Below are 17,214 nucleotides of genomic sequence, written 5' to 3' on the forward strand. Positions count from 1 at the left end.
CGGTTTGGGTTCCCAGCTGCGAACCAGTTTCAAAAAGGCCGCTCCCGGCGCTCCGGTTCATTACGTAACATTCATTGACAGGTACCTTGTACCGATCAGTACCGTGCGATAGAAGAGTGCATCAACCGCGGCGAGGACAACGTGCCGGAAGCCATTGAAATTCAACTGAAGAAGGGCGTGCTGGCGCTCTGCGTGCTGGCCCTGCTCTCACGCGCCGACAGCTATGCCTATGAGATTGCCAGCAAGCTCGCGAAGGACATCGATATGGGGGAGGGAACAATCTATCCGCTGATGCGCCGCATGCAGTCGGACGGGCTGGTGGAGACCTATCTGGTCGAATCCCAGAGCGGCCCGCCGCGTAAATATTACCGCCTGACCTCGGCTGGCCGCGCCAGCTTCACGCAGCAGAAGGCCGAATGGGCCGCCTTCACCACGGCCGTCGAAGACATACTGGGAGCTGCCGCATGACCCGTCTCGAGTTCATGACCCGGCTGCGCCGGGGCCTGGCCGGCCTGCCCGCCACCACGATCGCCGACATCGTCGCCGATCATGAGGCCCACTTCGCCGACGCCATGGCCGAAGGCCGCAGCGAGTCGGACGCAGCCGCCGCCCTCGGCGATCCCGACCGTCTGGCCCGCGAACTGCGTGCCGATGCCGGGCTCCGGCGCTGGGAGGAGACCAAGAATCCGGCTGCGGCCGGGGCAGCGATCATTGCCCTGATCGGCCTGGGTGCCATCGACATCATGTTCCTGCTGCCGATGCTGATGGGCGTTCTTGCGGCCCTGTTCGGCTTCCTGGTCGCTGTGGTGGCCCTGTTCGTCTCGGGCGGCTTCGTCTTCGCCATGGGTCCGCTGGCGGCACCTCCGGGCGGCCCCATGACCGCCTTCCTGGCCGGTGTGGCCCTGATGGCCGGCGCGACCTTCCTGGGCTCGCTGCTGACCATCGCCACGGTTGGCATCTTCAACGCAGTGGTCTGGTTCGGCCGCCTGCACTTCCGGCTGCTGAAGCCGGCCATCAACAATCAAGGCTGAGGGGCCCGTCATGATCCGTAATGCGCTCATCATCGGCGGGGCCAGCTTTGTGCTGATGCTCGGCAGCGCCGCCGGCGTCGCCGCCCTGGCCGGACCCGTCATCCTGAAGGACGGCTGGACCATTCCGTTCGACAGCCAAGACAGAGGGCAGATCCATAGCCGTCATCTGGGCTCGGTCGGCAAGCAGGCCTCACCGATCGTCTCCCGACAGCTGGCCTGGACCGGTGACACCCTGACCCTCGACCTGCCGATCGACGTCACCTATGTCCAGGGCCCGGTCGCCCGGATCGAGGTCAGCGGTCCTGCCGCCGTCGTCGACCGCCTGCGGGTCGATGCCGGCCGGATCAGTCTGGCGGACGGTGACGGCAACCTGAACGCCGACAGCCTGACCATCGACCGCAACGGCATCCGCGTTCACAGCTATGCCGACCAGACCAGGATCGTCGTCACCGCGCCAAACATCAGCCAGATCAAGCTGGACGGGTCCGGCGATCTCGAGATCCAGGCCTTTGACCAGCCGACCCTGAGCCTGGCGATCAATGGCAGCGGCGATGTCTCCGCCGAGGGCAAGGTCGCGGTCCTGTCCCTGACCTCGGCCGGATCGGGCGAAGCCCAACTGGACGACCTGGCCGCCAAGAATGCCGACCTGATGATCTCGGGCAGCGGCAATGCCGTGGTCACGGCGAAAAACGTCGTCACCATAGCCCTGTCGGGCAGCGGCGATGTCAGCCTGCAGGCCCAGCCGGCCAGCCTCACGGCCAATACCAGCGGCTCGGGCACCGTGCAGCACGACTACGAGTAACGGCCAAGACCAAAGGGGCGGGGTGACGAAAGCGCTGCAAGCGCCTAGCTATAGGGGCATGAACGCTCCGATCCCCGCCTCGCTTCTCAACGCCCCTTCCCTGCTCGACGCCGCCGGCGTCGATCCCGACCAGGCCCGCAGGATCCTGGGCGAGGCCCTGGCCGGGGCCGATGACGGCGAGCTGTTCCTCGAACGCTCCGAGAGCGAGGCCTTCGTTTTTGATGACGGTCGCCTGAAAAGTGCCTCCTATGATTCGGGCGAGGGCTTCGGCCTGCGCGTCGTGGCCGGCGAGACCGCCGGCTACGCCCATGCCGCCGAGATCTCCGAGGCCGCCCTCGGCCGGGCCGCCGCCTCGGCCAGCCTGGCCAAGCGCGGCTATGCCGGCGTCAGCGCCGAGGGCCCCCGCTCGACCAATGAACGGCTGTATGGCGAGGACGACCCCCTCGCCTCGCCCGCCTTTTCAGACAAGGTTGCCCTGCTACAGGAAATCGACGCCTTCGCCCGGGCCCGCGATCCGCGCGTCGTCCAGGTCATGGCCTCACTGGCCGGCGAACGGCGGGTGGTCGAGATCCTCCGCGCCGACGGCAAGCTGGTCCGCGACGTCCGCCCCCTGGTCCGGGTCAATGTCCAGGTCACGGTCGAGAAGGACGGCAAGCGCGAGAGCGGGTCGGCCGGGGCCGGTGGCCGCGCCGGTTTCGCCGCCTGGATCAGCCCCGACAAGTGGCAGGGCCAGGTCGACGAGGCCCTGCGGATGGCCCTGGTCAATCTCGACGCTGTCCCCTGCCCGGCCGGCGAGATGGACGTGGTCCTGGGGTCGGGCTGGAACGGTGTGCTGCTGCACGAAGCCGTCGGCCATGGCCTGGAAGGCGATTTCAACCGCAAGGGCATTTCGGCCTTCTCCGGCCGCATCGGCGAACGCGTCGCGGCCAAGGGCGTCACCGTCTTTGACGACGGCTCTCTGCCCGGCCGACGCGGCTCCCTGACCATCGACGACGAAGGCACCCCGACCGAACGCACCATCCTGATCGAGGACGGTATCCTGGTGGGTTATATGCACGACCGGATGAGCGCCCGATTGATGGGCATGGAGGCCACCGGCAACGGCCGCCGCCAGTCCTATGCCCACATGCCGATGCCACGCATGACCAATACCGGCATGCTGGCCGGCAACGACGATCCGGCCGAGATGATCGCCTCGATGAAGCGCGGCCTCTACTGCGCCAATTTCGGCGGCGGCCAGGTCGACATCACCAACGGCAAGTTCGTCTTCCAGTGCACCGAGGCCTATCTGGTCGAGGACGGCAAGATCACTGCTCCGGTCAAGGGGGCCACCCTGATCGGCGACGGCCCCAGCGCCCTGACCCGGGTGACCATGATCGGCCACGACTTCGACTTCGATCCCGGCATCGGTGTCTGCGGCAAGTCCGGCCAGGGCGTGCCGGTCGGCGTCGGCCAGCCCTCCCTGAAGATCACCGGCCTGACCGTGGGCGGTACGGCGGTTTAGGCCCTCGGGAAGACAGGCCTATGGGTGGGTCCGCCCCCCTCGAGCCCCCAACCAAAAAAGGCCCCGGATCGCTCCGGGGCCTTTGTCGTTTCTGGTGCCTGACGACTAGTGGGCCGTCGTCGGGGCGTCGGTGTCGTCCGAGCCGTGCGACCACTTCTTGAGCCAGGGCGACAGGATCAGGAACAGGATCCCGATGCCGATCGAGACCAGGCCGATGACATTGAACACCTGCAGCGAGGTGGCCAGGGCCGCAGCGGGGTCCAGAACCTGGCCACCCACCGTCTCGGTGGTGGTCAGGCCGGCGATGATGCCGCCGACATACTGGGCGATGGCCACGGCCAGGAACCAGACGGCCATCATGAAGGACACGACGGTCGGCGGCGACAGCTTGGTCATCTGCGACAGGCCGACCGGCGACATGCAGAGCTCACCGGTGGTGTGCAGCATGTACATGACCACCAGGAACACCAGGGGCATGCGGAAGGCGCCGTCGGCGAAGGTGGCCCCGACCTGCAGCAGCAGGAAGCCGGCCCCGACCTGCAACAGGGCCAGGCCGAACTTGACGACGGGGTTCAGATCCCGGCCGCGCTTGCCCAGCCAAGTCCAGAGGAAGGCAAAGACCGGGGCGAAGATCAGGATCCAGCCGGCGTTCAGAGCCTGGGTCTGCGGGGCGTTGAAGCTGGTATTGACCCAGAAGGTCGAGGCCTTGTCGATCCCGGCCGCAACCAGCTGGTCAGGCGTGGCCAGGGTGACCGCGCCGCCGAACCACTGGACCGGTGCCTTGACCAGGTCGAGCTGGACATTGGTGGCCGCAAACAGGCTGAGCGACGACCCGGCCTGTTCAAACAGGGTCCAGAACACCACAGCGCCGAAGATCAGGAATACGGCCAGGGCCAGGCGCTCGCGCTCTTCCTTGCCGCACTTGGCGAACATGAACCAGACGATATAGCCCAGCGAGGCGACGATGCCGGCGATCAGGGCCGCACCGACCACGGGGTTGCGCTGCACCAGATAGAAGACGCCGGCCACGCCGATCAGCGACAGGATATAGATCAGCATCTCGCGATCGATCGGGCCCACCACCTTGGTCTTCAGGACCTTGGGTTCCGGCGGCTCGCCCTTGCCCATCAGCAGGGGCTTGCCCAGTACGAAGACGATGAAGCCGGCCAGCATGCCGATGCCGGCCAGGCCGAAGCCCGCCCACCAGCCGACCGTGACGCCCAGCAGGCCGCACAGGATCGAGGCCCAGAACGAGCCGAGATTGATGCCGTAATAGTAAAGGGTGAAGCCCGGGTCGCGGCGCGGATCGCCCTGGGGATAGAGCTGGCCGACGATGGTCGAGATATTGGGCTTGAGGAAACCGACGCCGACAATGATCAGCGACAGGGCTAGCCAGAAGATGTTCAGATAGGTCGGATCGCGATCCTTGACGTCCAGCTTGTAGTCCGCCTTGGGCAGGACGCTGGGCAGGGGGGCATTGGCGGGCAGGCCCTTGACCTCGAAATCACCGGCCTTGGTGGCGGCCACGTCATAGGGCTTGCCGTCGACCACCAGCTTGGCGACCAGTTCCTGACCCCGGCCCTCGGCCTGGAAGTCATAGGTCGCGCCCTGATAGGTCAGGGTCTGGACGGCGGGCTTGCCCTCGATCGCCATGGTCAGGTGGCCGGCGACCAGAAGAATCGCGCCGAACGCCACTGCCTTGCGGGTGCCCAGATACTTGTCGGCCAGGAAGCCGCCGATCAGGGGCAGCAGATAGACCAGCGAAGTGTAGGAACCATAATGGGCCGAAGCGGCCTTGGGATCGAACAGGAAGTGCTGCGTCAGATAGAAGATCAGGATGGCGCGCATGCCATAGTAGGAGAAACGCTCCCACATTTCGGCAAAGAACAGGATAAGCAGTCCTTTGGGATGCTCTCGGAGAAGCTGGATAAGCACGGGAATGCCGGTCACGAGCGTGACCAGTATGCCCAGGGCGATGACGATATTCATGCACTAACCTTGACGTGATAAGGGGTCGGAGCAGCCGCCATGGTCGTTTTGCCCCCGCCTCCCCCAGTTGGCGGGAGAAGATCACGCGACAATGCGTTTAACAAGCAACGGCTTGCCGCCTGGGAGCCTGGTTCGCTCGACGCGTGTTTACCACACACAGGATTTCTCCATTTGGGCGACTCGTGAATCAGGGGCCGAACGCCGGCTAAACCCGCCAGGATGGGACGGTTTGACGCACCGCCCGCCGTGCGCGCGGTAGGGACTTGTTAAAGGATCAGGGCGTTGCGTGAGGTCGGATGCCCAAGCATCAAGCCTCCGGAACGGGGGCATGGAGGAAGCCATGGCCTATATCAGCGTCGAGCATTCGCCGTCCGTCTCCGCCGCTCCCCGCGTCGCCGCTCCGCGCCTGGCCTGGGGCCGCATCGCCCTGATCGGCGTTTGTCTGGCCTTCTGGGTCGGCCTGGCCTTCGCCTTCCGCGCCCTCTTCTAGACCTCAGGCCGGTCGGCGGGCCCTGAGGGCCTGGGCGATCGTGCCGTCATCCAGCCAGTCCAGGTCGCCCCCGACCGGAACGCCGCGCGCCAGCATCGTCACCGAAACATTCGAGGCCGCCGCCAGCCGGTCCGCCAGATAGTGGGCCGTGGTCTGGCCGTCGACCGTGGCCGGCAGGGCCAGGATGACCTCCGCCACCTCGCCTCCGGTCACCCGCGCCAGCAACTCGGCGATCCGCAGCGCCTCGGGTCCAATCCCGTCCAGGGCCGAAAGCAGACCGCCCAGCACATGATAGCGGCCCTTGAACTGGCCGCCGCGCTCCATGGCCCACAGCGAGCCAACCTCCTCGACGACGCAGATCAGCCGTCCGTCGCGGGTCTCGTCGCTGCAGACCGCGCAGGGCTCGGTGGTATCCAGCGAGCCACACACAGTGCAGGTCCGCACCTTGGCCTGGGCATCGACCATGGCCGCCGTCAGCGGGGCCAGCAGGGTGTCGCGCTTCTTGAGCAGGGCCAGGGCCGCCCGCCGGCCAGACCGCGGCCCCAGCCCCGGCAGCTTGGACAGCAGGGCGATCAGGCGCTCGATCTCGGGTCCGGCGGAGGCGGCCATCAGGTCTCTTGCTAAGGTGAGGTGTCGCCCTCGTCCTTCGACGAGCTCAGGATGAGGGCGATTCTTGACTCAGTAGACATCCTCATCCCGAGCTTGTCGAAGGACGAGGATGGCGGCTCCCTGGCCTAGAACTTCATGCCCGGCAGACCGCCCATCATGCCGGCCATGGGTCCGGCGGCCTCCTGCATCATCTGGGCCTGTTTGGCGTCGAGCTTCTTCTTGGCATCGGCATGGGCGGCGACGATCAGGTCGGCAATGACCTCGCCCTCGCCCGGCTCGACCAGGCTCTCGTCAAGCACCACCCGGGCCAGTTCGCCCGTGCCCTTGAGGGTGACGGTGACCATGCCGCCGCCCGAGGTGCCCTCGACCAGGGTCTCGGCCAGGCGCGCCTGGGCATCGGCCAGTTTCTGCTGCATCTCCTGAGCCTGCTTCATCAGGCCGCCGAGGTCTTTCATGCCGTCAATTCCGTCATTCCCGGTCCAGGAGCGAAGCGACGCCGTACCGGGAAACCGGTGCCGCTTGCAGTGACTCTTAGTCCTCGAGTTCGTCCGGCTCGCTCGGTGCAAGGCTGGGGCCGGGGATCTTGCGAACCTCCAGTTCGGCACCGGGGAAGGCCGCCAGCAGCGAGGCCACGAAAGGATCGGCCTTGATTTCGGCCAGGGCCTCGCGGTCTTCGCGCTTCTGGCGCTCCAGCAGGCTCTCGGCCCCGCCGCCGCCCTCGGCCGCCACCAGCCAGGGCTGGCCGGTCCATTCCTTCAGCGCGCGAACCAGACGTCCGGCCAGATTGCCGGGCGCGCCGGGCGCGGGCTCATAGGTGATGGCACCGGGCCGGAAACTGATCGGGCGCACGAACTGTTCGACATCCAGCCTCAGGCCGATGTCGCGCTTGGCGGCGATCAGGGCCAGGACATCGTCGAACGAGGCCAGGACCGGCAGGGCCTGGGCGGCCGGTGAGGCCATGGAGACCATCTGGGCGCTGACGCCGCCGCCGGACCCGCCGCCACCCGCAGACCCGCCACCGCCGCCGCCGAGGCCGCCGGGTGCATTGCCGTCCCGCAGGGCCTTGAGGGCTTCCTCCGGACCGGGCAGGTCGGCGGCATAGCACAGCCGGATCAGGGCCATTTCTGCGGCGGCCATGGCGTCGGGCGCGCGGCGCACCTCGTCATGGGCCTTGAGCAGCATCTGCCAGAGCCGCGACAGCGTGCCGGCCGAGGTATGGGCCCCGATAGCAGCCAGGCGCGCGGCCTGTTCCTTGGGCAGGGTCAGGGCGTCGGGCCCCAGCGCCTTGGCCACCGCCGCCCCGTGGCAATGGTCGAGCAGGTCGAGCATGACCACCGCCGGGTCAGCCCCGAAACCCCACAGGGCACGGAAGCCTTCGAGGGCCTCCGCCGGCTTGCCGCCCATCACGGACTCGAACAGAGCGATGGTCTGACCGCGATCGGCCAGGCCCAGCATGTCCCGGACCACGGCGGCCGAGACCGTCGCGCCGCGCTCGGCCTGGACAATGGCCTGGTCGAGCAGGGACAGGCCGTCGCGCACCGATCCCTCGGCGGCACGGGCAATCAGGGCCAGGCCGTCGGCATCGACCCGCGCGCCCTCCTTGGCCGCGATCCGGTCGAAGTGCTTGACCAGCACATCAGGCTCGACCCGGCGCAGGTCAAAGCGCTGGGTGCGCGACAGGATGGTCACCGGCACCTTGCGGATCTCGGTGGTGGCGAAGATGAACTTGGCGTGCGGCGGAGGCTCTTCCAGCGTCTTCAGCAGGGCGTTGAACGCCGCCGTCGACAGCATGTGCACTTCGTCGATGATGTAGACCTTGTAGCGCGCCTCGACCGGGGCGTAGCGCACCCCGTCCAGCAGCTCGCGCATCTCGTCGACCTTGGTGCGGCTGGCGGCGTCCAGCTCCAGCACGTCCATGTGCCGGCCTTCGATGATCGACTTGCAGTGACGGCCGTCGACCGTCAGGTCGACCGAGGGCTGGTGGACCGTCTCGGTCTCGTAGTTCAGGGCGCGGGCCAGCAGACGGGCGGTCGTGGTCTTGCCCACCCCGCGCACGCCGGTCAGCATGAAGGCATGGGCGATACGGCCGCTGGAAAAGGCATTGGCCAGGGTCCGGACCATGGCCTCCTGGCCGATCAGGTCCTCGAAATTGCGCGGCCGGTACTTGCGGGCCAGGACGGTATAGGCCGCGCCGGCGTCGTCATGGACCAGCTCCGGCGAGGGCTGGACCACCGGCGGGGCGACCACAGCCGGGGCCGCGCCGAAAATGTCGGCCGTGTTCTCGTCACGCTCGGCGGGTTCATCGTCCCACGGCGGTGCGGAATCAGTCTGGAGGTCGTCGTGGTCGGCCATGGCCGTCAGTGTAGAGCGCCGGAGCGCCCAGCAAAAGGCTCGCGCGCGCGCGGCGGGCATCTGCTGACAGTTTTAGGAGAAAAGGTGGAGACCGGCGGACGACCCGAAGCTTGGCTCGTTGTGGCTGCTGCCTCTCGGCCCTGACCAGTTTGGCGAGGGCTCCGCCCGTCACCGATCTCCGAGGCCTATATCGCGACTCATGACCGACGATGCAAGTCCGTGCGACGTCGTGACGACTCTTCCTCGCTGGGTTAGAGACAGGACATGGCTCTTTCGATCATCACCAACACCTTCGCCGGCAATCCCCTGGACCGTTCCAGCGAGCGGCGCGGCGATGCCGCCTGGCTGGCCGAAAAGCTGGCCGACCCCGCCTCCCTGGCCGTGGCCATCTGGAACGGCAAGCCCCTGGTCGAGGACAACCTGGGCGAGGATGGCAAGCCGACGGGCGTCCAGATCGCCTATCTGCGCGCCGACATGGCCCAGGAACTGGCGGCCGGGACCGAGAAGCTGCTGTTCCTGGGGCTCTGGAAGGATCTGGCGGTGTTCGCGGTCGATCTGGACGGCCCGGCCGATCCGGCCGAGGGCCCCCTGCAGGGGCTGGGCCGGTTCGAGGAGCTGCGCGGCATCGCCGCCTCGATGCCACCGGCCGATGCCGGCATACTGGCCACGGCCCGCTCGATGTTCGAATGGCGTCGCCGCCACCGCTGGTGCAGCGCCTGCGGCCAGGCCTCCGAGGTCGGTGACGGGGGCTGGAAGCGCGTCTGCCCCGCCTGCAAGGCCGAACATTTCCCGCGCACCGATCCGGTGGCGATCATGCTGGCGGTGCATGAGGACAAGTGCCTGCTGGGTCGCCAGGCGATGTGGCCGGCCGGCATGTTCTCGGCCCTGGCGGGCTTCCTCGAGCCGGGCGAGACCATCGAGGAGGCCTGCGCCCGCGAGCTGATGGAAGAGGCCGGGCTGACGGCCACCAGCGTGCGCTACCATTCCAGCCAGCCCTGGCCCTGGCCGTCATCCCTGATGATGGGCCTGATCGCCCAGGTCGACAGTGCAGAGGCCCGGCCCGACCAGACCGAACTGGAAGAGGTGCGCTGGTTTACCAAGGAAGAGGCCGGGGCCCTGATCCGGGGCGAGCTGGAAGGCACCTTCGCCCCGCCGGCCCTGGCAATCGCCCATCAGCTGATCAAGGCCTGGGTGGAGGAGGCTTAGGAGCCACTCGCCCCCTCCTGGCTGCTTCGCAGCCGTCCTCCCCCAGAGGGGGAAGACGATCTCATCTGCCCCCTCCGGGGGCGGACGACCTGCGAAGCAGGTCAGGTGGGGGCAAGTGATGGCCCCCGGATTCCCCTACCTGAACGGCGGCTCGTCGAAGGCCCGCAGCTTGCGGGAATGCAGGTTGGCGCCTTCCTCGAGCAGCAGCTTGCAGGTCAGGATGCCGATCTGCAGGTGCTGGCTGATCGCCCGCTCATAGAAGGCATTGGCCTGGCCCGGCAGCTTGATCTCGCCGTGCAGCGGCTTGTCGGACACGCAGAGCAGCGTCCCGTAAGGCACCCGGAAGCGATAGCCCTGGGCGGCGATGGTGGCGCTCTCCATGTCGATGGCGACCGCGCGGCTCTGGTTGAAGCGCAGGGCCGACAGGCTGTGGCGGAGCTCCCAGTTGCGGTCGTCGGTGGTGACCACGGTGCCGGTGCGCAGGCGCTTCTTCAGCTGGTCGCCGCTGTCGCCGCTGATGGCCTTGGAGGCGTCATAGAGGGCGCGCTGCACCTCGGCGATCGAGGGCACCGGGATTTCCGGCGGCAGGACGGCGTCCAGCACATGGTCGTCGCGCAGATAGGCGTGGGCCAGCACATAGTCGCCGATGGTCTGGGTGTCGCGCAGGCCGCCGCAGTGGCCGATCATCAGCCAGGCTTGCGGACGCAGCACCGCCAGGTGGTCGCAGATGGTCTTGGCGTTGGACGGGCCGACGCCGATATTGACCAGGGTGATCCCCGTGCCGCCCGGCGCCATCAGGTGGTAGGCCGGCATCTGGTGCTTGCGCCAGGTCGACTCGGCCACCGCCAGTTCCGGATTGACCGTATTGGCCGTGATGGTCAGGCCGCCCGAACAGGACAGGCCGGTATAGGGCGTGCCCGGCTGGCCCAGCTGTTCGATGCCCCAGCGGACGAATTCATCGACATAGCGGTGATAGTTGGTGAACAGGATGAACTGCTGCACGTCCTCGGCCGGGGCCCCGGTATAGTGCCGCAGACGGGCCAGGGAGAAATCGGTGCGCAGGCCATCGAACAGGGCCAGGGGCCGGGTCTCTTCCAGGGCTGCGTCCCAGACGCCGTCAGCGATCTCGTCGCCGATGAAGGCCAGGTCCGTGGTCGGGAAGAAGCGGGCAATATCCTCTGACCGCACATCGGCCTGGTTGAGGTCGATGCTGGCATCCAGGACATAGGGATAGGGGATTTCCTGGCCCGACCGGTCGACCTCGATCTCGACGTCGAAGTCGTTCATCAGCAGGGTCAACTGCTCGACCAGATAGTCCCTGAACTGGGCCGGCTTGGTCACCGTGGTCGCATAGACGCCGGGACGGCTGACGCGCGCATAGGAGCGGGCCAGCTTGGGCGGCAGGGCCTCGGGATCATAGATCAGCCGCAGTTCGGGATAGGCGAAGGTCCCGTCGAAACGCTGGGCGGGATCAGGCCGCGCACCGGTTTCGAGATAGGCCTTGAGGGCGGTGCGGAGGGCGCCCACGGCGCGCTCGTATTCTTGGTTCAGCTGTTCGACGACAGCGATGGCTTTTTCTTGGTTCGACATGGCGCCTTATAGCGATGTTTTGTGACCTTGGCGAGACGCCGCCCCCGCTAAATAATAATTCTATTACTTGAGCCGCAGCGCCGTGTCTGAGGCGGGGCTGGGCCCAGCCTCCTTTCTGACAGGCTGACCGGGGTGACGCCCCTCAGCCGAACCCCGCTATTTTCGCCCCACCCTGGACGGCCCGGGGTCCGGATCGCGGAGCAGGGTGCCTGGCCAGGGCGCAACGCCAGGCGGCTTTGGCCGCCGCCTGCATCGCCACCGGGCGACATCCCACCGCTGCTCAGCCTTAGGCCGTTCGGTCGCCACTTCCCGTGCGAAGGGCATGGACGAACCCGCGCCTGTCGGCCACAAGGGCAGACAGGCTCAAGATCAGGGCCGGCCATGGCGGGTTCATGCCCGTGCTTCGTCGGATCGGTCAGGGCCAAAAAGACTGCTAATGCCGGGGGCGGCCCAGGGGAGTGTCATGAACAAGCGTTTTGCCTTTCTGATCATCGCATCGATGATCCTCGGGGTCTCCGTGGGCTGGGTCTGCAACCAGTACCTCGATCCGGCCGGTGCCAAGGCCGCGGCCGACAACCTGTCGATGATCACCGACATCTTCCTGCGCCTGATCAAGATGATCATTGCGCCCCTGGTCTTCACGACCCTGGTGGCCGGCGTTGCCCATATGGAAGACGCCGCCGCCGTGGGCCGGATCGGTGCCAAGACCATGACCTGGTTCATCGGGGCCTCGGCTGTGTCGCTGCTTCTCGGCCTGCTGATGGTTCACCTGCTGGATCCCGGCGCGGGCCTGAACATGGCGCATATGGACGTGGCCGGCACCAAAACCGCCGCCAGCACCGACGCCTTCACCCTGAAGGGCTTCATCACCCACCTGGTGCCGACCTCGATCTTCGACGCCATGGCCAAGAACGAGATCCTGCAGATCGTGGTCTTCTCGCTGTTCGTGGGTACCGCCGTGGCGGCCCTGGACGACAAGGCCCCGCAGGTTCTGGAACTGGTCGAACAGGCCGCCCAGATCATGCTGAAGGTCACGGGCTTCGTCATGAAGCTGGCCCCCCTGGCCATCTTCGCGGCCCTGGCCTCGACCATCGCCACCCAGGGCCTGGGCATGCTGGCCACCTACGGCAAGTTTGTCCTCGGCTTCTATGCCACCATGGGCGTGCTCTGGGCCCTGCTGTTCATCGCTGCGGCCGTGGTGCTGGGCAAGCGGGTCTTCCCGCTGTTCGGCGTGATCCGCGACCCGGTCCTGCTGGCCTTCTCGACGGCCTCTTCGGAAGCCGCCTATCCGCGCATTCTCGACAGCCTGCCCAAGGTGGGCGTGCGCCGCCGGATCGTCTCGTTCGTCCTGCCCCTGGGCTATTCGTTCAATCTCGACGGCTCGATGCTCTATTGCACCTTTGCCACCATGTTCATCATGCAGGCCCATGGCGTGCATCTGACCGTCGAGCAGCAGATCTTCATGCTGCTGCTGCTGATGGTGACCTCCAAGGGGATTGCCGGCGTGCCGCGCGCCTCGCTGGTCGTGATCATGGCCACCCTGACCTATTTCGGCCTGCCGGAAGCCTGGATCGCCCTCGTCCTCGGCGTTGACCACCTGCTCGACATGGGCCGCTCGGCCACCAATGTCGTCGGCAACAGCGTCGCCGCCGCCGTGGTCGCCAAGTGGGAGGGCGAGCTGGACGACATGCCCGAAGACGAGGCCAAGGCCGCGAAGGCCGCCAAGGCCTGATGCCTTCATGGACGGCGGGAGAGGTTCACCCCTTGCGGAGCTCCCTCCCGCCGGAGCTCTGCCCCTGTCGCGCCGCCTGATCGCCGGACTGCTCGGGATCGCCGCCCTCGCCTTGCAGGCCGGACCGGGCCAGGCCGCCGAACGCGCCTGTTTCGACAGCCGCGAGGTCCGCGACTGGTCCGCCCTCGGCGATCAAACCCTTCTGCTGCGCGTGCGCCTGACCGACTATTACCGCATCGATCTGAGCCATCCGGTCCGGCATATCCGCTCGCCGGCCGCCCATCTGGCCCTGGTCAGCCATGAACCGGCCCAGATCTGCCAGGTCGGCGATCTGGACGCCCGGATCCTGTTGTCACCCGGATTTTCCATCAGCCTGCCGGTCTCCAGCCTGCAACAGCTGGACGCGGCGGCTCAGGCCGCCATCGGCGAGACCCACCTTCCCGGCCGTCACCAGCGTCGCCGCGCCAAGCCCTGAGGCCGGCGCGCCATTGACTTGCGCGCGCACCGGACCAATCTGGCACCAGGGGGCCATAAGGACAGGATCGATGACCAAGCTCACCTTCCTTGCGCGGACCGCGGCCGTGGCCGGCTTCGCCCTCGTCTCTGCTGTCGCCGGCGCAGCCCAGGCCCAGGCCCAGGCCCCCGCCGCCAAGCCCCGCCCGCCCTGTTTCTCGCTGTCGGACTGGCATGGCTGGAGCTCGCCCAGCCGCGACGTGCTCTACATGAAGATCCGCAACAGGGACGTCTATCGTCTCGACCTGGCCCACGGCTCCAACCAGCTGCGCTCGCCGGGCACCCATCTGGTCAGCGTCGTGCGCGGCAGCGACCGGATCTGCACACCGATCGACCTGGACCTGCGCGTCTCGGACGGCTTCGGCATCGACATGCCGATCCGCGCCAAGACCATCACCAAGCTGACGCCCGAGGAAATCGCCGCGATCCCCAAGAAGGACAGGCCCTAGGCCCGACCTCCGGACGCAAATACCTCGTCCTGAGCGTGTCGAAGGACGAGGGCTCTAGATCAAAAGTTTGGAGCGTTTTTCGATCCGATAACCGTTTCACACCTATCGGAAAACGCTCTAGGCCGCAGCCGCCAGGATCAGGGCCACAACCATGGCATTGGCCGGGGTGGCAATGCCATGGGCGGCTCCGCGCCGGACGATCACCCCGTTACGGGCGTCCAGCTCCATAGGCCGGCCGGCCAGGCGGTCGGCATGCAGGGAATTGATCCCGTCCGGGGCCGCGGCGCGATAGCCGGCCACGACCGCATCCGCCAGGTCATCGCCCAGGTCAGCGCCTTCGGCCCGGCCCACGGCCACGCACTCGGCCACCAGGGTGCGCATGACCTCGGCCACCCCCTCGTCATGGGCCACGCCCGAGGGCTTGAGGATCAGGGCATTGACCGCCCCCGCGCAGTTGAGGGCCAGCTTGGTCCAGGCCGCCGTGGTGAAATCCGGCGTTGTCGAGACGGCGATGGGGGTATGGGCAAAGAGGGCGGCGGCGTCCCGGCCGGCCGCGTCATCGGGCGTCAGGATCGAACCATCGCGGCGCTGCAGGATCCGGCCCGGGGCGCGGCGCTCGGCGGGAATGTCGACCACCGCCGGGACAATGCGGGCCGCCGGCAGGCGCGCCAGGAACGGCGCGACATGCTCAACCCCGTTGCGCAGCACCATCAGCCGGGTCTCCGGACCGACCAGGGCGTCCAGCCAGGCCTCGGCCGAGGCGGTGTCATAGGTCTTGGTGGCGATGAGCACCCAGTCGACAGGATGGGCCGCTGCCGGATCGGTCAGCACGACGGGACTGGCCGAAATCAGGCCGCCGGGCGTCTCGATCTCCAGCCCCTCGAACGGCGTCCGCGCGCAGACCGTCACTGACAGGGCCGGGTTCTGGGCCAGCCAGGCGGCCACCGTACCGCCGACCGCACCGGGGCCGATCAGGGCAAGGCTGGTCATGGAGACCTCCCGTCAAAACAAAGCCCTCTCCCGTTGCGGGAGAGGGTCGCCCCGACCTTCGCCGGGGCAGGCTCTTCTCCCGCAGGGGGAGAAGGCTCGTCAGATCATTCCGCCGGGAGCGAATGCTCCGCGCGCTTGGCCATCAGCTGGTCGAAGCTGGACCAGACGCCCTCGCCGCCGTGCCACTGGCCACGGGTCGCGGCCTTGGAATACTCCGTGGCGCGGGCTTCGAAGAAGTTGGCGTGCTCAACACCGCTGAGCAGGCTCTGTAGCCAGGGCAGCGGGTTTTCCTTGATGCCGTAGACTTCCGGCAGCTGCAGCTGGCGCAGGCGCCAGTCGGCGATGAAGCGGATATAGCTCTTGATGTCTTCCGGGGTCATGCCCTGGACCTCGCCGGCCTCGAAGGCCAGGTCGATGAACTTGTCCTCCAGGGCCACCACGGTCTTGCAGCAGTCGACGATGTCGTCGGCCACGGCCTTGGTCACCGCGCCGGTCTCGGCGTTGAAGGCGTGGTAGAGCTTGATGATGCCTTCGCAGTGCAGGCTCTCGTCGCGGATCGACCACGAGACGATCTGGCCCATGCCCTTCATCTTGTTGAAGCGCGGGAAGTTCATCAGCATCGCGAAGCTGGCGAACAGCTGCAGGCCCTCGGTGAAGCCACCGAACATGGCCAGGGTGCGGGCGATGTCGGCATTGGTCTCGACGCCGAACTTCTGCATGAAGTCGTGCTTGTCGCGCATGGCCTCATATTCGAGGAAGGCCCCGAACTCGCTTTCCGGCATGCCGATGGTCTCGAGCAGCAGGGCGTAGGCCGCAATATGGATGGTCTCCATATTGGCGAACGACGACAGCATCATCTTCACTTCGGTGGGTTTGAAGACCCGGCCGTAGCGTTCCATGTAGTTGTCGGCGACCTCGATATCGGCCTGGGTGAAGAAGCGGAAGATCTGCGTCAGCAGGTTCCGTTCCTTGTCATTGAGCTTGACGGCCCAGTCCTTGAGGTCCTCGCCCAGCGGCACCTCTTCGGGCATCCAGTGGACCTGCTGCTGCTTCTTCCAGAACTCGTGAGCCCACGGATAACGGAAGGGCTTGTAGGCTGCCGAGGGCGTCAGGAGGCCAGGAAGGGTGATAAGCTTGGCGGACATCGGCAGCGGCTCCAGGGACGGGCGGACACGAATCGGACGGACGAGTTAGGCTCTCTTCGTACCGCAGCCAACAGGTTCATCTAGTGGTCAGTTGGTCGCAGCACACAACATGTTGTGGGTAGATTACTAATCGATGGTTAACGCAGCATACACCATCTACGGCGCGCTTGGCTCGGGTTCCGTGCCGGTCGAAGCTACTTTGACCCTGCTGGGGCAGCCCTATGCGGTCATAGAGGCGCCGACCTGGGAAGGCGAGGCCGAGCAGGCCAAGGTGGCCGTGGTCAACCCGCTGAAGCAGATCCCGGCCCTGGTCACCCCGACGGGCGAGACGATCACCGAAAGCGCCGCCATCCTGATCTGGCTGGCCGACCGCCACCCGCAGACCGGCCTGTCCCCGGCGTTGGATTCACCGCTCCGCGCGCAGTTCCTGCGCTGGATGACCTTCATCCCGGCCTCGATCTACAGCCTGTTCTGGGTGCGCGATGATCCCTCGCGCCTGGTCGGCGACGACCCCGAGATGCAGGCCCGGGTCAAGGCCGCCACCGCCGAGCGCATCCTCGACTGCTGGGCGATGATGGAGCGCCAGCTTGAGCCGGGCCGCTACCTGCTGGGCGACCAGATGACCGTGCTGGACCTCTACGTCGCAGTCGTCAGCCGCTGGGGGCCTCGGCGCGTGCGGTTCTACGAGGTCGCGCCGAAGATGGCGGAGGTGGTCCGGCGGGTGGACGCCGATCCTCGGCTCGCGGCGTTCTGGGCGGAGCGGTTTCCGTTTTTTGACGGGTGGGAGCGGTTGGGGCAGCAGGCGGGTTAGG

The 17,214-nt window shown here is 67.0% G+C and carries 17 protein-coding genes and 1 other RNA gene; 10 read left to right on the plus strand and 8 right to left on the minus strand.

What is annotated here, in order from left to right:
* Positions 1-141: 141 nt before the first annotated feature.
* From ACW17U_RS15675 to tldD, 4 genes are read left to right on the plus strand one after another with little or no spacing between them, the layout of a single operon-like run.
* Positions 142-468 (plus strand): PadR family transcriptional regulator, encoded by a 327-nt coding sequence (locus ACW17U_RS15675; protein WP_062143126.1) that lies wholly within the window; start codon positions 142-144, stop codon positions 466-468.
* Positions 465-1,031: a DUF1700 domain-containing protein gene (locus ACW17U_RS15680; protein ID WP_062143123.1), complete on the plus strand. Its 567-nt coding sequence runs from the start codon at positions 465-467 to the stop codon at positions 1,029-1,031. The genes ACW17U_RS15675 and ACW17U_RS15680 overlap by 4 nt, the downstream gene beginning before the upstream one ends.
* Positions 1,032-1,041: 10 nt before the next feature.
* Positions 1,042-1,833, plus strand: a complete 792-nt coding sequence (locus ACW17U_RS15685) for a GIN domain-containing protein (protein ID WP_492053657.1) — start codon at positions 1,042-1,044, stop codon at positions 1,831-1,833.
* A gap of 58 nt (positions 1,834-1,891) precedes the next feature.
* Positions 1,892-3,337: a metalloprotease TldD gene (gene tldD / locus ACW17U_RS15690; protein WP_492053659.1), complete on the plus strand. Its 1,446-nt coding sequence runs from the start codon at positions 1,892-1,894 to the stop codon at positions 3,335-3,337.
* Positions 3,338-3,442: 105 nt separating this feature from the next.
* Here tldD and ACW17U_RS15695 read toward each other — a convergent pair whose 3' ends face one another.
* Positions 3,443-5,326 (minus strand): peptide MFS transporter, encoded by a 1,884-nt coding sequence (locus ACW17U_RS15695; protein WP_062143112.1) that lies wholly within the window; start codon positions 5,324-5,326, stop codon positions 3,443-3,445.
* Positions 5,327-5,666: 340 nt separating this feature from the next.
* Between ACW17U_RS15695 and ACW17U_RS15700 the strand changes: the two genes are divergently transcribed.
* Positions 5,667-5,816, plus strand: a complete 150-nt coding sequence (locus ACW17U_RS15700) for a hypothetical protein (RefSeq protein WP_492053661.1) — start codon at positions 5,667-5,669, stop codon at positions 5,814-5,816.
* Positions 5,817-5,819: 3 nt separating this feature from the next.
* Here ACW17U_RS15700 and recR read toward each other — a convergent pair whose 3' ends face one another.
* The 4 genes from recR to ffs all read right to left on the minus strand — a co-directional run bounded on the left by recR (position 5,820) and on the right by ffs (position 8,954).
* Complete coding sequence (recR, locus tag ACW17U_RS15705) at positions 5,820-6,425, minus strand: recombination mediator RecR (protein ID WP_492053663.1); 606 nt, start codon at positions 6,423-6,425, stop codon at positions 5,820-5,822.
* A 125-nt stretch (positions 6,426-6,550) separates the two neighbouring features.
* Complete coding sequence (locus ACW17U_RS15710; protein ID WP_062143107.1) at positions 6,551-6,880, minus strand: YbaB/EbfC family nucleoid-associated protein; 330 nt, start codon at positions 6,878-6,880, stop codon at positions 6,551-6,553.
* A gap of 76 nt (positions 6,881-6,956) precedes the next feature.
* The gene (locus ACW17U_RS15715) at positions 6,957-8,777 is read right to left on the minus strand and encodes a DNA polymerase III subunit gamma/tau (protein ID WP_492053665.1); all 1,821 of its coding nucleotides are present in this window, start codon (positions 8,775-8,777) and stop codon (positions 6,957-6,959) included.
* 86 nt (positions 8,778-8,863) lie between these two features.
* An RNA gene (gene ffs, locus ACW17U_RS15720) (signal recognition particle sRNA small type) lies at positions 8,864-8,954 on the minus strand.
* An 87-nt stretch (positions 8,955-9,041) separates the two neighbouring features.
* Between ffs and nudC the strand changes: the two genes are divergently transcribed.
* Positions 9,042-9,983 carry an NAD(+) diphosphatase gene (gene nudC, locus ACW17U_RS15725; protein ID WP_062143102.1) on the plus strand — a complete coding sequence of 314 codons (942 nt, stop codon included), beginning with the start codon at positions 9,042-9,044 and terminating at the stop codon, positions 9,981-9,983.
* 135 nt (positions 9,984-10,118) lie between these two features.
* Here the strand turns inward: nudC and ACW17U_RS15730 are convergent, their stop codons facing one another.
* Positions 10,119-11,573, minus strand: a complete 1,455-nt coding sequence (locus ACW17U_RS15730) for an AMP nucleosidase (protein WP_492053668.1) — start codon at positions 11,571-11,573, stop codon at positions 10,119-10,121.
* A 463-nt stretch (positions 11,574-12,036) separates the two neighbouring features.
* Here ACW17U_RS15730 and ACW17U_RS15735 point away from each other — a divergent pair, with 463 nt between their 5' ends.
* The 3 genes from ACW17U_RS15735 to ACW17U_RS15745 all read left to right on the plus strand — a co-directional run bounded on the left by ACW17U_RS15735 (position 12,037) and on the right by ACW17U_RS15745 (position 14,267).
* Positions 12,037-13,305 carry a dicarboxylate/amino acid:cation symporter gene (locus ACW17U_RS15735; RefSeq protein ID WP_492053670.1) on the plus strand — a complete coding sequence of 423 codons (1,269 nt, stop codon included), beginning with the start codon at positions 12,037-12,039 and terminating at the stop codon, positions 13,303-13,305.
* 7 nt (positions 13,306-13,312) lie between these two features.
* Positions 13,313-13,780, plus strand: coding sequence for a hypothetical protein (locus tag ACW17U_RS15740; RefSeq protein ID WP_492053671.1), 468 nt, complete (start codon positions 13,313-13,315; stop codon positions 13,778-13,780).
* 70 nt (positions 13,781-13,850) lie between these two features.
* Positions 13,851-14,267 carry a DUF6491 family protein gene (locus ACW17U_RS15745; RefSeq protein WP_492053672.1) on the plus strand — a complete coding sequence of 139 codons (417 nt, stop codon included), beginning with the start codon at positions 13,851-13,853 and terminating at the stop codon, positions 14,265-14,267.
* Between the two features lie 117 nt (positions 14,268-14,384).
* Here the strand turns inward: ACW17U_RS15745 and ACW17U_RS15750 are convergent, their stop codons facing one another.
* Together ACW17U_RS15750 and ACW17U_RS15755 are read right to left on the minus strand one after the other, a co-directional pair.
* Positions 14,385-15,257 (minus strand): 2-dehydropantoate 2-reductase, encoded by an 873-nt coding sequence (locus ACW17U_RS15750; RefSeq protein ID WP_492053673.1) that lies wholly within the window; start codon positions 15,255-15,257, stop codon positions 14,385-14,387.
* Between the two features lie 104 nt (positions 15,258-15,361).
* Complete coding sequence (locus ACW17U_RS15755) at positions 15,362-16,402, minus strand: ribonucleotide-diphosphate reductase subunit beta (RefSeq protein ID WP_492053675.1); 1,041 nt, start codon at positions 16,400-16,402, stop codon at positions 15,362-15,364.
* 133 nt (positions 16,403-16,535) lie between these two features.
* Between ACW17U_RS15755 and ACW17U_RS15760 the strand changes: the two genes are divergently transcribed.
* Entirely contained in the window at positions 16,536-17,213 is a 678-nt protein-coding gene (locus ACW17U_RS15760; RefSeq protein ID WP_492053676.1) for a glutathione S-transferase family protein, read from the plus strand.
* Position 17,214 lies beyond the last annotated feature (1 nt).

Source organism: Caulobacter sp. AVps16 (assembly GCF_058681455.1).